The organism is Propionimicrobium sp. PCR01-08-3 (assembly GCF_030286045.1).
Classification (GTDB): Bacteria; Actinomycetota; Actinomycetes; order Propionibacteriales; family Propionibacteriaceae; genus Brooklawnia.
Genome location: NZ_CP127390.1, coordinates 2,339,588 through 2,353,420 on the forward strand (window position 1 = coordinate 2,339,588; position 13,833 = coordinate 2,353,420).

The window sequence follows — 13,833 nt, forward strand, 5'->3', positions numbered from 1 at the left end:
ACCCTGACCCCCAACCGAGTGCGCGCAGCGCACGAGGGCGGGTGCCTCCAGTGTGTCGTTCCCTCGAAGAGTTCCCGGACTCTTGCTACCAGATGGCGCGCAGCGTGTGTTCCTACGCGCGGGGGCTCAAGCTTGCCGATAGCCCCCCGTGCTACAACGTGCCTGGTCAGCAGGGGTTTCAGAGCCGTTCCGCGAGGCGTTTCGACGCCCGTCGCAGCGGCTTCAGCAGTGCTTCTGACGCGCGCCATGACGCGCGCCATTTGAGGCGCCGCCCTCGTAATGGCGCGCACTCCGGGCGGTGGTCGCGGTGAGCGCTGCACAGAAGAAGACGAGCGGTCCCAGTGGTCGCAAGCCGTCGGCGTATGTGACGTTCACGCAGCAGCTCAAGCCGGAGTTCTGGCCGGGCTGGGACGTGGCCCTGATCCTCTCGAGCGATGTGCGAGCGATCGGCGAGGAGATCCTGCGCCGCTACGCGGTCGCGGGAGGCGACTGCCAGGGGTTCTGGATCATCAAGCACGACAAGGACGTGCTGGCGGACGGGTGCCCCAAGGACGATCACGTGCACGTGGTGATTCAGCAGAGCCCCGGGCGCAAGGTCGAGGGCAAGCTCCAGTGCACCGCGATGGATCAGGTGTTCGGGTTCGGCGACAAGAGCGTCGTCAAGGGTCCGCCCCGCGGCGGCCGGATCGAGAACGCATGGTCGTACCTGATCCACGCGAAGGACCCGGACAAGCACCAGTACGGCGTCGAGGAGGTCGTCACCCTCCGCGGGAAGGACTACGCCGAGATCGAGGCCGAGCACCGCGACGCCTGGGCTCGCCGCGCCGTGATCGGCCGTAAGGCCGCGGTCCCGATGAAGGAGTGGAACGAGCTGGGCGACACGCTCGTGCAGAAGGTGCTCGACGGTGAGGTCGATGAGCTGGACATCCTGAGGGACAAGACCCTGATGGACATCTACACGCGCAACGAGGCCAAGGTGAACCTGGCGCTGAAGAACCGCGCCAAGCGCGAGATGCTGTTCGAGGTCGAGAAGCTCCGGGCGGGGGTCTTCCAGAAGACGGTCATCTGGGCGATGGGCGCGAGCGATCAGGGCAAGAGCTACCTTGTCGAGTCGGTCGCCGCAGAGCTGTCGGCGCGGCTGGGCTGGCCGGTCTTCCGCGCCACGGCGAAGAACGGTCCGGACGCTTACAACGGCGAGCCGATCTTCATGATGAACGAGCCCAGCTCGCGAGTCATGGAGTGGGCCGACTTCCTCCAGCTGCTCGATCCTCGGCAGGGCGGGCCGATCTCGGCGCGCTACTACAACAAGCCGGACGCGGCCCCGCGCCTGATCCTCATCGCGGTGTCGGTCGATCCGGTCGAGTTCGGGTTCTTCATCCCGGGGAAGCGCTCGACGGGCGATTCCCTCGACCAGGTCGTGCGTCGCATCACGTTGATGATCGAGGCTCGGAAGATCGACGGCGAGCCGCACTACTCGGTCAGCCGGGTCGGTGAGGTCGAGCCGTACAAGCGCACCATCTGGCTCCCGGGTGCGGACCGGAACGGGAACGTGAACCGGGAGACGGTGTGGCTTGGCTACGACAAGGCCGAGACTGACGCCGAGTTGACGCACGCCGAGACGTTGGACGTGGTGCTCGATGCCGTCGCGGTTCGGTCGCCGGATACGGGGCTCGTGACCTCTGCGCAGCGTCGCCTCGACGACAGCACCGCGGCGCTGGCCGCGCGCGGCGTCGTCTTCAGCGCGCCGCCGGTGCCGCTCGCGGGAGGTGCGGCATGAGCACCGATCAGCACTCGCTCTCCCCGGGGGTCGAGGGGGCCGGAGGCCCCTCGCAAGCAGCCGGGGAGGACATGAGCGTCAGCGAAATGTCCGACACGGCTACTGCTTGCCACTTTGGCGTACAGGTGGAGCAGCAGGCCGACTCCCAGGTGAACACTGGTCGGGCTGATGCGGAGGCTGTGCGGCAGAGTCACGGCGGCGCGGAGCGTCGTCGTGGCAGCGGCGGGCGGCTCGATACCCGCTTCGATGACGCCACGCTCGGGGCGCTTCGCACTCGTGCGAAGCGGCTCGGGCTGGCTCCGAGCACGTGGGTGCGGAGCGTCGTGCGCGATGCCCTGCACGCCGCTCGGAGCGAGGAGCTGGACGCCGCCGTGGCCGCACACCTGCTCGGGGTCGAGACGCGCGTGCAGGCCTCGGCGGACACCCGCGAGCTGGCCGCGCAGGTGCGTCCGCTGGCGATCAACGTCAACGACCTGGACCGCCGCGCGCGGGCCGGTGAGGCGGTGTCGCTGTCGGCGGACGTGCCCGAGCTGATCGAGCTGCTGCGCGAGGTCCGCGCTCTGCTCGGGGATCGGACGGCATCGTGAGCACCACGCACTACAGCCCGAGCACGAGCGCCGCGGACACGGAGCGCTACATCCGTGGCAAGGAGGACGAGCGCGGGGTCGCGGTCACGTGCGACGTGCCGGGCGGCCCGGGTGCGTTCTCGGCGCGTGCCCGCGCGCTCACGCAGAACACGAAGCGCGATATCGAAGCCCTCCACTACCGGCAGAGCTTCAGCGACGAGGAGTTCGACCCGAAGAACCCGGAGGACGTGCAGCGGGTGAACGATCTGGGCTACCTGCTGGCGAAGAGGATGCACCCGGACTCGGACTGCCTCGTGGTCACCCACACCGATGGTCGCGGCGGCAAGCCGCACAACCACATCTTGGTCATCAACCACAACAACCGCACCGGGAAGGCGCTCTCGGACTACCGCACGTTCCACGACCGCAAGGCCGGGAACCAGCGGGGCGTGCAGTCGGCGAACGACGACCTGATGCGCGAGCACGGCCTCTCGGTCGTGAAGCGGCTGGAGCACGCGCCGAAGGACTGGGAGCTGCGCCGCGAGGACTTCGCCGAGGGAGGGCTCGACCGCGAGATGGGCGACCGGATGAGCGCCGCCCTGGCTGATCCCCGTGCGGTGGACAGGGCCGGTCTCGAAGCGGTGATCGCGGAGCAGAACCAGCAGCTCGGCGACGACGACGAGCGGGTGCCGCGGATGCGCCTGCACACCGCCGTGAGCAAGCGGGGCAAGAACGTCGGCAAGGAGACGTGGACTCTCTACATCGAGGACCGCCGCGGCGAGTCCGGGCGTGCCGAGCGCCGTAAGCGCACGAGCGCCCTCTCGGCGGACTTCACCCCGGAGGGCGCGCAGGCGTTCTTCGACTACCACCAGCACCAGAAGGAGCAGGACTATGAGCGCAGCACTCGACAGGCTGAAGCAGCAGAACGCGCAGGACGAGCAGCGGCAGCAGCTCGGCAGTCCGGAGACGATGGAGGTGTTGACCTCGATCCTCGCCGCCGTCGAGGCGCAGACCGCGAGGCTCGACCGGGTGGCCGAGCAGCAGAAGAGGCTCGCGGGGTTCGTGAAGGTCATGGACGAGGAGACGACCAGGCGGCTGGAGCGGATCACGGCCCCGGCGTCGACCTCCTCGCCCTCCAGCGACGTGTCCGCGAGGATCGCGAGTATCGAGAGCAGGCAGAACGAGATCGCGAGCACGCTCGGCGAGTTCGCGCAGAGTCTCAACGGCGAGAGGCTGAACGCCGCGTCGCGGGCCTTGGTCGCGGAGGCGCAGAGGAGTCACGCGGCTACGGCCTCGGCTGTTGAGGGGCTGAAGGAGCAGGCCGATGCGAACCAGAAGCTCGTCAGCCAGGTCGGCGGCGCGGTGCAACGGATCGAGAAGCGCACCGAGGAGCGGGTCAAGAAGGCCGTCGAGCAGGTCGCCGGGGAGGCTTCGTCCGTGATGACCGCGAACCTCGACGCGTCGAACGAGCGGGCCGAGCGGATCATCGCCGCCACCGCGAGGCTGGAGGCCCGGCAGCTGTGGTCGGCCGCCGCCGCGATGTGCCTCGCCCTCCTGCCGGTGGTCGTGGTCGTCGCCGGGCTCTGGATGGGGATCGCTGGGCTCATCACGGGCGCTCAGTGGGCGCTGGACGTGGACGGGAGCGTGTGGCTCGGCGTCGGGCGCTGGCTCGTGGTCGCCGTGGGCCTCGCTGGGGCCGGCTACGGGCTCTTCGCGTCCGTCCGGTGGGCCGCCGGTCTCGTGGAGACGTGGAGGGGTCGTGGGATGCCGACGTGGCCGAGCTGGCGCAAGCGGTGACCACGCCTCCCGAGGGCAAGGGCGCGGAGCGCGTGCGGCAGCCCGCACAAATGGACGAGTAGTCAGCTAGCACTGTATAGTCATCGTATGCTGACTATTGCTTCACGCCTCGACGTCATGAACCGGCTCGGCCGCGCCATGGCCGACCCGACGCGTTCCCGGATCCTGATGACCCTCCTCGGCGGCCCGAGCTACCCGGCCGTGCTCTCGCGCGAGCTGGAGCTGACCCGCTCGAACGTGTCCAACCACCTGACCTGCCTGCGCGATTGCGGGATCGTCGTCGCCGAGCCCGAGGGCCGCCAGACGCGCTACGAGATCGCCGACCCGCACCTCGCCGCGGCGCTGACGTCCCTGATCGACGTCACGCTCGCGGTGGACGAGGACGCGCCGTGCATCGACCCGGCATGCTCGGTGCCGGGCTGCTGTGGAACGGCGGTGGGAGCATGAGCGAGACCCTGACCACCGCGCGCCGCGCGACGCTGCACCGGCGCGTCCGCTTCATCGTCGGCTTCACGATCACGTACAACGTGATCGAGGCGATCGTCGCAGTCTGGACGGGCGTCCTCGCCTCGTCCGCGGCGCTCATCGGCTTCGGCCTCGACTCGGTCGTCGAGGTACTCTCGGCCGCGGCCATCGCCTGGCAGTTCACCCGCAAGGACCCTGAGCGGTGGGAGACGGTCACCGTCAAGGCCATCGGCATCGCGTTCTTCGCGCTGGCGGCCTACGTCTCGATCGACGCGGTGCTGGCCCTGGTCGGCCAGGAGGGCCCCGACCACAGCCCGCTGGGCCTCGGCATCACCGCGCTGAGCCTGGTCGTCATGCCTCTGCTGGCGTGGATCGAGGTCCGCACCGGGCGGGAGCTGGGCTCCAAGAGCGTGATGGCCGACGCCAAGCAGCTCATCCTGTGCATCTACCTCTCCGGTGCAGTGTTCATCGGCCTCGTCCTCAACAGCCTGTTCGGCTGGTGGTGGGCTGACTCGGTCACGGCGCTGGTCGTGGCGGTGCTCGCGGTGCGCGAGGGCCTGGAGGCCTGGCGCGGCGACGTCGAGTCGCCGTTCGAAGTGCTAGAGGACCTCGAAGACGAGGACGACTGACCCGTCACCCGACGATGAAGAGCCAGGAGGCAGCCTCCGGGCTCTTCATCGTCAGAGCCAGTGCTGCAACCCAGACATGTGCTAGCGCATGTCGATGACGCCCGTGCCCACCTCGATCCGCTTGGTGGTCGCCGCGATGGCGGCCAGCAGCGGTATCGGCGACGAGCCCTGCGGCGCGAAATGGTGGACGCGGAAGTAGGCGCCGTTGACACCGATCTGGTCGGCGAAACGGGCCAGCTCGATGGCCTGGTGCAGGGTCGCGCGCGCGTCCGGGCCCTGCTGTCCGGGAAGTGCGTAGTGGCCGAAGCTCAGGAATCCGAAGGCCTTCATGCCGCAAGCTTAGGAGAATCGCCCAGAAATCCCACAGCTATCCCTTCAACCCCTGAAGAAGCCACATTGGCAACCGCCGGGATACTCGACGATAGCGATATCGCCAGCTGCGCGTAAACTGGCCGGTGCGCGGTGTTGCCGGACCTCCGATGGGTTCGGTTTTTTCATGCGACGCCGCCCCATTACTTTCAGGAGCCCCATGCCAAGTCGCTCAGATCTGCGCAATGTCGCCATCGTCGCCCACGTCGACCACGGCAAAACCACGCTCGTGGATGCCATGCTGTGGCAGTCCGGCGCCTTCCGTGAGGGCGCCGACGTCGAAAAACGGGTGATGGATTCTATGGATCTGGAGCGTGAAAAAGGCATCACGATCCTCGCCAAAAACACCGCCGTGCATCACACCATGGCCGACGACGGCTCCAACCTGCTGATCAACATCATCGACACCCCTGGTCACGCCGATTTCGGCGGCGAGGTCGAACGTGGTCTCGAGATGGTCGACGGCGTGCTGCTGCTGGTGGACGCCTCCGAGGGACCGCTGCCGCAGACCCGCTTCGTGCTGCGCAAGGCGCTGGCCAAGAAGTTGCCGATCATTCTGGTGATCAACAAGGTCGATCGTCCGGACGCCCGGATCGATGAAGTGGTCGAAGAGACCTACGATCTGTTCCTCGACCTGTTGGAGGACGACGAGGCCGAGGTGCTCGATTTCCCGGTCATCTACGCCTCCGCCAAAGCCGGACGCGCCTCGCTGGCCAAGCCCGCCGACGGCGGCCTGCCCGAAGACACCGACCTTGAGAAGCTCTTCGAGACGATCCGAGACCACATTCCGGCGCCGACCTATCACGAAGGTGCGCCGCTGCAGGCGCACGTCACCAACCTCGACTCGTCCCCTTATCTCGGACGCCTGGCTCTGTGCCGCATCGTCGAGGGCACCATCAAGCGCGGCGAGACCGTGGCCTGGTGCCGCCGCGACGGGTCCGTGCAAAACGTGAAGCTGTCGGAGTTGCTGATCACCCAGGCACTCGACCGGGTGCAGGTCGACGAGGCCGGCCCCGGAGACATCATCGCCGTGGCGGGCATTCCCGAGATCAACATCGGCGAGACTCTCACCGACCCGAACGACCTGCGTCCGCTGCCCTTGATTCACGTGGACGAGCCATCGATCTCGATGACCATCGGCATCAACACCTCGCCGTTGGCCGGCAAGTCGGGCAAAAACCTGACCGCACGGCTGCTGAAGAACCGCCTCGATCAGGAACTGGTCGGCAACGTGTCGATCCGAGTGCTGCCGACCGATCGTCCGGACACCTGGGAGGTGCAAGGCCGCGGCGAATTGCAGCTGGCCATCCTGGTTGAGATGATGCGCCGCGAGAGCTTCGAGTTGACCGTCGGCAAGCCGGAGGTCGTCACCCAGGAGATCGACGGCAAGACCCAGGAGCCTACCGAGCGGCTGACCGTCGACGTGCCAGAAGAGCATCTGGGCACCGTCACCGAATTGATGGGCGCCCGCAAGGGCATGCTCGAGCAGATGACCAACCACGGTTCGGGCTGGGTGCGGATGGAATATGTGGTGCCTTCGCGCGGCCTGCTGGGTTTCCGCACCGAGTTCCTGACCGCGACCCGCGGCACCGGCATCATGAACCACGTCTTCGAGGGCTACACCCCGTGGGTTGGTGCGATGCGCATCCGCCCGACCGGGTCGATGGTCGCCGACCGGATGGGCACCGTGTCGAGCTACGCGCTGTTCAACCTGCAGGAGCGCGGCACCTTGTTCGTCTCCCCCGGTGACCAGACCTATGAGGGCATGGTCGTCGGCGAGAACTCTCGTCCGGACGATATGGATGTCAACCCGACCAAGGAGAAGCACCTGACCAACGTGCGCTCGTCGACCGGCGACGAGCTGGAGCGGCTGATTCCCCCGGTGAAGATGAGCCTGGAGCAGTCGCTCGAGTACTGTGCCCCGGACGAATGCCTGGAGGTCACCCCGGCCGCCGTCCGCGTCCGCAAGGTGCAACTCGACCAACGGGACCGCGCCAAGACCCGGATCCGTTCCAAGAACGCCGACCAGCGCTAAACCTGACGCGGGCTGAGCCCGGTTAGTTCGCGACGAACCCCGGATCTGCTGCTCCGTCTACTCGACGTAGGTGCGATGCAGGTGGATCTGGGGTTTGTTCGTTTGTATCCGCCGCAGTCAATCGGCTTCTTTGAGGGCTTCATCCGCTGCGAGTGCTACTTATCGAGTTCCTGCCGAGGTTGACGGACTCTTCCCTCCTGCGGGCATGATTGACCCATGTCGTATCTGCGCCAGAATCCCTGCCAGCGAAAATGCACCTGGGTGGCCGCGGGCGAGGTTCGCGACGGCGGACGCCTGTTTCACTGTCTGAGCTGCGGGTCGGAGTGGCTGCGTAGCGAGGCCTGGACGCCCGCGAATGCCGACGGCGTCGTCCCGCCCGAGGTGCAAGCCGAGCGCGACCGCGGACATAAGAGCTGAGGCCCCGTAGGGGGCGCCATGCCGCACAACAAGTCGACGCTCGCTGAGATGCTGGTGAGTGGACCGCGCGGCCGCAGGATGCTGCTCGCTTTTGCACAGCTGCTCGACGACTCATTCCGCCAGACTGTTTGGTTCGCGGTGTTGGCGATTAAGCCGCCCGGCTCTTCTGGCATGTACGCGATCGCAGTGGACGACGGTGAGCCAGGACCCGAACCCGAACTTCCGGTCGTTTCACCGGAGCAGGTCGCGGCCTCACTCGATCGCGTCGACCTGCTCCCAGTGACGCACGAGTTGCTGCGTGATGCTTTGGGTATGGCGGTCGACAATGCCCGTTATTGGCAGCCACCCGACGGCGAGGACATACTCGCCGCGGCCGAGCCCGTCAGAGCGGCACTGACCCGCGTCGCCGAGCATATTGCTGCTTCGGATTGCACACAGTGGTGGCGGACACAGGTTGACCAGGAACGGCAGTGGGCAGTCGCGTGGCAGGACGATAGCCCGGCCCTTGGCCGTTTCAAGACACCACTTACCGACCCGATCAGGCACTTCTCCCGTCTTCGGGATGAGAACATTGCCTGGGAACGCCGATCTGAGCGTAACCAGCCAAGTGATGCCGCGAAATGTGCGAGTGCGTATTGGTGGTCGACACCCGATCCGTTCGATACCCCGGTAACGGCGCGCGAGCTTTTCGATGCAAGCCCTGCCGGATTGTGGTTCGTCGAGGACTCCATGGATTGGGAAAACGCTCAAGCCCGGCATGTTGATATCTCCCCGCTGAACCGAATTTATGAGGTCGATTCAGCCGAGGCATGGGCTGATCTTTGCCGGAGGTTCCCCTTCGAGTGCACCTATCAAAAGCGCGGTGACTGGTACAGCACCACCGGACGCGACGGCCGCTGGGTGGTGCCCGATTGGGCTCAGGTCATTGAGCACTATGACGCCATTCATCTGCAGCCTGCGGCTTACCTCCAGGCTGCGGGTACTGCCATCCCGGCCGAAGACGACGTCGCGACAGTCATCGCCGGTTGGAATCCGGACGCAACCTACTGGTTCCGTAACCTCATCGGTTACGTCGGCGATGCAGTCGAGTGCGAAATGGTGGAGCGGGACAACGGCTACGGGTGGCGGCCCGCAATGCCCTAATCGAGCAAGCACGCCGATCAACAGTCTTACTCCGAGGGATGGGGTTTCAAGAATTCATCGGTGCTTACGACTCGCAAGCCACCCGCACTCACGAAGCGGGCATCATCGGTCACGATGGCATCAAAACCGGCCTCCAGCGCGGTCGCTGCTAGTACAGCATCGCGACCTCCGATGGGCGAATCAGCCATCAGCTCGATCGCACGCCGAGCGATGGCTTCGTCGAATGGGTGGATAGTCACCGAATCAACAAGGTCCCGCCCCATAGCGATCGCGCTCTCCCGCTGTCCGATCCGCATTCGGTGGAATACAAACTCTTGAACTGTCTCTGCGCCAATATGTACGACGAGGTCGTCCGCGATCCTCGTCAGTAGAGTTCGGGCGGCATCACGCATCGGGTGTTCACCGCCCACGGCGTGCAGCAACACCGAGGTATCAACAAAGGCAGCGATCATGAGAACCGCTCGATCAATTCATTCTCCATTGCCTCACGGGTCTTGGCCCATGCGCGGTCGTCAAGATCAGGGGCTTCACCGGAAGGGTCGTGCCCCAGCAACCGGCCGACTGCTTGTATCCGCAGATCCTGGTCAGGAGGAAAAGCCAGATCGATCGCATCTCTTACGACGGACGCAACACTGCCGCCCCGCCGCTCGGCCTCCGCTGCGATCCGCTGGTATCGCTGCTCATCCAGAAGAATCTGGAGTCTGCGCTCCAAGGTCGACATGCACATACATTAGCATGTGCATGCGTCTCACTCAGAGCTTGTGCTCCTACAAGGGACCTCGCTCTCATGGCGTCTGACAGCAACTCTGGCCAGTCGATTCGACTTGACTTCTAAGACATAGTTTGAAACCGTGACGAACATAGCAAAGTTGCAAATCTGCACAGGAGAACCCCAAATGTTGTGTAGCAGTGGAAAATATGCTAGTCCGGACGTCGATTGCTCGGCTTATCTAGCACTCAGAGCACAGTTCATTCTCCCCTTGTTCCAGTAGGATCAACAGTAACAGCGACATCATGTGGGAGTGCTGACTCGCTATCAGCGTAGCTTAGGCGACCACACCTATCGACAACCATCGAGTATTTTAATGTCGATTTGCATCCCCTCAAGACAAACTCGCTTGGCCCTATTTATTACATGCCGAGTTGCAGATTCAACTACCCCGCCAACGAACAGTGCCGCTCACCCCTTACATCGGAAGCGCGGTGCGCTCCGCATGAAAACACAACCCGGAGATTCCGATATTTCTATTGACATCGCGTTGCCGATGTGTTTACGGTGATAGCACCTCAACGAAACCCCGACGGAAGTGAGGTAAACAAAGATGTTTCGCAAGCTACTGACCACTATTGTTGGTGTCACAGCGACATTTGCTATAAGTATCACTTATGTCGCCCCGTCTCAGGCCAAGGAGTTGGCGCCCAATTGGGGGGGCCAAAGCGAGGAAGCAGTAGTTCTAGAGGAGAACCTAGAAGCCACTTATCCTTACATCTCAGATCAAGTATTGAACCTTCCAGCCGCTGAAAAAACTATTGAAGACAGCACCTTCCTCTATGATTTCGCCGAAGGCTACTATTACGGCGGCGGCGACGTAGCCGCTGATCCGGAGGTCGTTTCTGACATAGATGCGAACGTTCAGCGGTACGTTACAGACGAGATCTCCCCTCAAGGCTGCGCAGGTACATCAGGCTTCGAGCCAGTTCCGCCGACCGTGTACCTAACCTCTTGTCAAGCAGCGAACGTCATGGCGGTCGTCGCTGCAGGCGGCTCCGCAGCCACCATTGCTGGCGTCATAGCGGCTTCGTCAGGAATCGGCGCTCCCGCGGCCGCGGTTATCGGTGCGGCACTTGCAGCCAGCGGTGGCCTGCTTGGAGCATGCACTGCCCCTGGAACTGGAATTGTAGTAAAGGTTCAGAACCCTGTGATTCCTGTCCCGACCTGCAGTGCCCAGTGATCTGTGTGGCGCAACAGATTGGAAACGCTATGACTTTTCGAGATCCGCTAGTAATAACGGGCCTAATCTTCGGCATTGCCGGGCTCGTCTGCGCGATTCTAGGATTCCTTAACGCAACGGCAGAAGATAACGGACGACCGTTCTTAACTATTGCGATCTCACTTAACTTGGTCGCCCTCATTTGCTTGCTTGTGAAAATCACTCGAAACCAAAAGGGCCGCCCAGTACAGTAAGTGGCAGCTTTTCCCGCCCATTCTACCTGAGTGGTTGTCCTGGAACATGCCAGGACAACCACTCACCCCCTAACCCGGCATTTTTGACGCTATGCTCAGCGTCAGCTTCTACAACTAAACGTCAAATAGATAAGCTGAAAAGCAGAGGATTGCACCATTTCAAGGCCCGAGTTGCTGGCGTTGAAAAGCTTGAGGCAAATCCACTTTTCATGTATCTGCGAGGCCAATCACAACTTCGGGCGGAAGTGCTCCCCCACTTCGGGATCGACGAGCGCTTCTTGGGCCGCCGCGATACCGTCCGCCACCAGATCGACATCGGTATCCACCGAGCGTTTCACCAGGCCCAACCCGATCGGGCCGAGCTCGTGATGCTGGGCAACGGTGCCGACTCGTCCGATCACCCGGTCATTGAGAGTGATCTCGGAACCAGGATCGGGCAGCTCACCGTCGAACAGCAATCGCACCAGCCGGCGCGGCGGACGACCTAGGGTCTGAATACGCGCCACCGTCTCCTGGCCCGGATAGCACCCCTTGTCAAGTGCTGTTCCGAAGAGCCCGATTTCGTTCGGGATCGCCTTGCCATCGGTGTCTAGGCCAATTCGGGGAATGCCTGCGTCAATGCGTAACGCCTCATGGGCCCACAGTCCGGCCTCGTCGACACCACCAAATTCATAGCCGGCGGGCAGCACGACCTCGGCCCCATCAGCAACACCCGAGGACCGCAGGGCAAGAACCGCCCCCGGCACCGCGATCTGGCTGCCCAGCCAGTACACCTGCAAGTCTTCGCGGGCCACCAGGTCGACAGCCGTCCAGAACTTCATCGATGCCAGCCAGCCGAGCAATTCCTCGCGTGCCCCGGGCTCGGTCCAGCACCATGCGGTGGTTCCGTCGTCCACCAGGCAGAAGGCGCGAGTGATGTGCCCGTTTGCCTCCAGCACCAGCACGTCGCGTCCTTCACCTGCCGGCAGAGATTCCAAGTCCTGCGAGGCCAAGGTATGCAACCACTTCAGTCGCTCATCGCCGGTGATGGTGAACACTTCCCGGTTCGACAACCGCACCACGCCAAAGCCGGATTCCATCATCCGCTGCTCGGCGAATGGCTCGCCGAAATGCCAGGCCATGCCCCGATCGGGCCCGTCTTCGACTTCGATGCGAGTCATGAGCGGGCCAGCCTTGCCCACATATACGGCTGCAACTCGACATCGGTGGTCGCCCGGTCGAACGCCCACAACAGGTCGCCTTCGACGTTGCCATAGAGCCGATGGCCACCGGTGTAGGGCACCTCGGCGGTCGTGGTGCGCATCACGACATCGGTGGTGAGTTCGATCTTCGCGCCGGTCACCGAGCCCGCCCACACCTCCGACCAGCCCTCCGGGCTGCTCAGCACGACCTCGACCTCGCCGGTACCGACCGGACGCCAGAACCCGGTCTCCATGGTCAGCGGCTTGTCCGGCTGGCCGTCGGCGTCCAGCGTCCACGTCTGAGACAGGTAGTGCAGGTAAGGGCTCTGGTTGGTCGCGAAATCGATCTGCTGGCCGAACTCGAAATCACCCACACCCGGCCAGGTGCCGTGCCCATTGCCCTGCCAGCTGCCGATCAGCCACGCCAGCGGCATCAGGGCCTCGTTGAGGTCAGGATTGATTTCGAAGGCCACGTCTGCTCCTGTCGTTTCTTCGAGTCACCTTGTTCGTTTCCCTGTCGGCCGACCTCAGGCGATCAGCGCTCCACAACACCTGCACCAATCCGAAGAGCGCCGCAACCCCGATGAGGATGGTTGCAGCGGCAAGCGCGATCACGGTGAACAGGGCCACGCCGCAAGTGTAGTTGGATCTGTCAGTGGCCTTACCGAGAGCGAAAACCAGGGCCCTCGGGGACGCCCCCGAACCCAACGCGCCTATGCGCGCCAGATTGCTCCCGACCACACGGGCACGCTCTGCGGGGAAGAACCAATCGCACATTCCGCCGCAACCGTGCGCTACTACTTGAGGCATGCGAGTGCTTTTACAACGAGCGAGTTCGGCGAGGGTCCTGGTCGACGGTGAGGTGACGGGCGAACTGGTCCGGCCCGGCCTGCTGGCGCTGGTCGGCGTCACCCACGACGACAGCGAACAGATCGCGTCGAAGATGGCCGCCAAGACCTGGCAGCTGCGCATCCTGGACGGCGAGTTGTCGGCAAGCGACATCGATGCCCCGATCCTGGTGGTCAGCCAGTTCACGCTCTACGCGAATACCCGCAAGGGCCGGCGTCCGTCATGGAGCAAGGCCGCCCCCGGGCCCATCAGCGAGCCGTTGGTCGATGCCTACTGCGCGGCCCTGCGTAATCTGGGGGCAGAAGTATCGACCGGCGTCTTCGGCGCAGACATGAAAGTCGAGCTTGTCAACGACGGTCCAGTTACGGTCCTGCTCGACTCGGCCGATTGGGGCTCGGTATCCTAGTCGCAGTTGAAAGT

17 protein-coding genes are annotated in these 13,833 nt (G+C 64.1%); 11 read left to right on the top strand and 6 right to left on the bottom strand.

The genetic code is table 11. The features are described 5' to 3' along the window. The first annotated feature begins 307 nt into the window (after positions 1 to 307). The 6 genes from QQ658_RS10755 to QQ658_RS10780 all read left to right on the top strand — a co-directional run bounded on the left by QQ658_RS10755 (position 308) and on the right by QQ658_RS10780 (position 5,234). Positions 308 to 1,777 (top strand): Rep family protein, encoded by a 1,470-nt coding sequence (locus QQ658_RS10755; RefSeq protein WP_286024847.1) that lies wholly within the window; start codon positions 308 to 310, stop codon positions 1,775 to 1,777. Further along, positions 1,774 to 2,364, top strand: a complete 591-nt coding sequence (locus QQ658_RS10760; RefSeq protein WP_286024848.1) for a hypothetical protein — start codon at positions 1,774 to 1,776, stop codon at positions 2,362 to 2,364. Before QQ658_RS10755 ends, QQ658_RS10760 begins: the two co-directional genes overlap by 4 nt. After that, on the top strand, positions 2,361 to 3,647 hold the full coding sequence (locus tag QQ658_RS10765; RefSeq protein WP_286024849.1) for a relaxase/mobilization nuclease domain-containing protein: 1,287 nt from the start codon (positions 2,361 to 2,363) through the stop codon (positions 3,645 to 3,647). The genes QQ658_RS10760 and QQ658_RS10765 overlap by 4 nt, the downstream gene beginning before the upstream one ends. Beyond that, positions 3,598 to 4,140, top strand: coding sequence for a hypothetical protein (locus QQ658_RS10770; RefSeq protein WP_286024850.1), 543 nt, complete (start codon positions 3,598 to 3,600; stop codon positions 4,138 to 4,140). Before QQ658_RS10765 ends, QQ658_RS10770 begins: the two co-directional genes overlap by 50 nt. Positions 4,141 to 4,227: 87 nt before the next feature. Beyond that, the gene (gene cmtR / locus QQ658_RS10775) at positions 4,228 to 4,587 is read left to right on the top strand and encodes a Cd(II)/Pb(II)-sensing metalloregulatory transcriptional regulator CmtR (RefSeq protein ID WP_286024851.1); all 360 of its coding nucleotides are present in this window, start codon (positions 4,228 to 4,230) and stop codon (positions 4,585 to 4,587) included. Beyond that, positions 4,584 to 5,234, top strand: a complete 651-nt coding sequence (locus tag QQ658_RS10780; protein ID WP_286024852.1) for a cation diffusion facilitator family transporter — start codon at positions 4,584 to 4,586, stop codon at positions 5,232 to 5,234. The genes cmtR and QQ658_RS10780 overlap by 4 nt, the downstream gene beginning before the upstream one ends. An 81-nt stretch (positions 5,235 to 5,315) precedes the next feature. Here the strand turns inward: QQ658_RS10780 and QQ658_RS10785 are convergent, their stop codons facing one another. After that, on the bottom strand, positions 5,316 to 5,564 hold the full coding sequence (locus tag QQ658_RS10785; RefSeq protein ID WP_286024853.1) for an LLM class flavin-dependent oxidoreductase: 249 nt from the start codon (positions 5,562 to 5,564) through the stop codon (positions 5,316 to 5,318). Between the two features lie 199 nt (positions 5,565 to 5,763). Between QQ658_RS10785 and typA the strand changes: the two genes are divergently transcribed. The 3 genes from typA (at position 5,764) to QQ658_RS10800 (ending at position 9,198) form a co-directional block, all read left to right on the top strand. Next, positions 5,764 to 7,638 carry a translational GTPase TypA gene (typA, locus tag QQ658_RS10790; protein ID WP_286024854.1) on the top strand — a complete coding sequence of 625 codons (1,875 nt, stop codon included), beginning with the start codon at positions 5,764 to 5,766 and terminating at the stop codon, positions 7,636 to 7,638. A 216-nt stretch (positions 7,639 to 7,854) separates the two neighbouring features. Then, complete coding sequence (locus QQ658_RS10795; RefSeq protein ID WP_286024855.1) at positions 7,855 to 8,055, top strand: hypothetical protein; 201 nt, start codon at positions 7,855 to 7,857, stop codon at positions 8,053 to 8,055. 18 nt (positions 8,056 to 8,073) lie between these two features. Beyond that, positions 8,074 to 9,198 (top strand): hypothetical protein, encoded by a 1,125-nt coding sequence (locus QQ658_RS10800; protein ID WP_286024856.1) that lies wholly within the window; start codon positions 8,074 to 8,076, stop codon positions 9,196 to 9,198. Between the two features lie 26 nt (positions 9,199 to 9,224). On the opposite strand, the gene QQ658_RS10805 is transcribed toward QQ658_RS10800, so the two are convergent. Further along, entirely contained in the window at positions 9,225 to 9,650 is a 426-nt protein-coding gene (locus QQ658_RS10805) for a type II toxin-antitoxin system VapC family toxin (protein WP_286024857.1), read from the bottom strand. Next, the gene (locus tag QQ658_RS10810) at positions 9,647 to 9,919 is read right to left on the bottom strand and encodes a hypothetical protein (RefSeq protein WP_286024858.1); all 273 of its coding nucleotides are present in this window, start codon (positions 9,917 to 9,919) and stop codon (positions 9,647 to 9,649) included. The genes QQ658_RS10805 and QQ658_RS10810 overlap by 4 nt, the downstream gene beginning before the upstream one ends. A gap of 601 nt (positions 9,920 to 10,520) precedes the next feature. On the opposite strand from QQ658_RS10810, the gene QQ658_RS10815 reads away from it, so the two are divergent. Continuing rightward, on the top strand, positions 10,521 to 11,150 hold the full coding sequence (locus QQ658_RS10815; RefSeq protein ID WP_286024859.1) for a hypothetical protein: 630 nt from the start codon (positions 10,521 to 10,523) through the stop codon (positions 11,148 to 11,150). Positions 11,151 to 11,610: 460 nt separating this feature from the next. Here the strand turns inward: QQ658_RS10815 and ygfZ are convergent, their stop codons facing one another. The 3 genes from ygfZ to QQ658_RS10830 are packed head-to-tail and all read right to left on the bottom strand — an operon-like array spanning position 11,611 to position 13,194. Next, entirely contained in the window at positions 11,611 to 12,543 is a 933-nt protein-coding gene (ygfZ, locus tag QQ658_RS10820; RefSeq protein WP_286024860.1) for a CAF17-like 4Fe-4S cluster assembly/insertion protein YgfZ, read from the bottom strand. Continuing rightward, positions 12,540 to 12,998 (bottom strand): heme-binding beta-barrel domain-containing protein, encoded by a 459-nt coding sequence (locus QQ658_RS10825; protein ID WP_502928962.1) that lies wholly within the window; start codon positions 12,996 to 12,998, stop codon positions 12,540 to 12,542. The genes ygfZ and QQ658_RS10825 overlap by 4 nt, the downstream gene beginning before the upstream one ends. A gap of 16 nt (positions 12,999 to 13,014) precedes the next feature. Next, positions 13,015 to 13,194: a hypothetical protein gene (locus QQ658_RS10830; protein ID WP_286024862.1), complete on the bottom strand. Its 180-nt coding sequence runs from the start codon at positions 13,192 to 13,194 to the stop codon at positions 13,015 to 13,017. A gap of 178 nt (positions 13,195 to 13,372) precedes the next feature. Here QQ658_RS10830 and dtd point away from each other — a divergent pair, with 178 nt between their 5' ends. Next, a complete protein-coding gene (gene dtd, locus QQ658_RS10835) occupies positions 13,373 to 13,819 on the top strand; it encodes a D-aminoacyl-tRNA deacylase (protein WP_286024863.1) in 447 nt (148 codons plus the stop codon). The last annotated feature ends 14 nt before the right edge of the window (positions 13,820 to 13,833 follow it).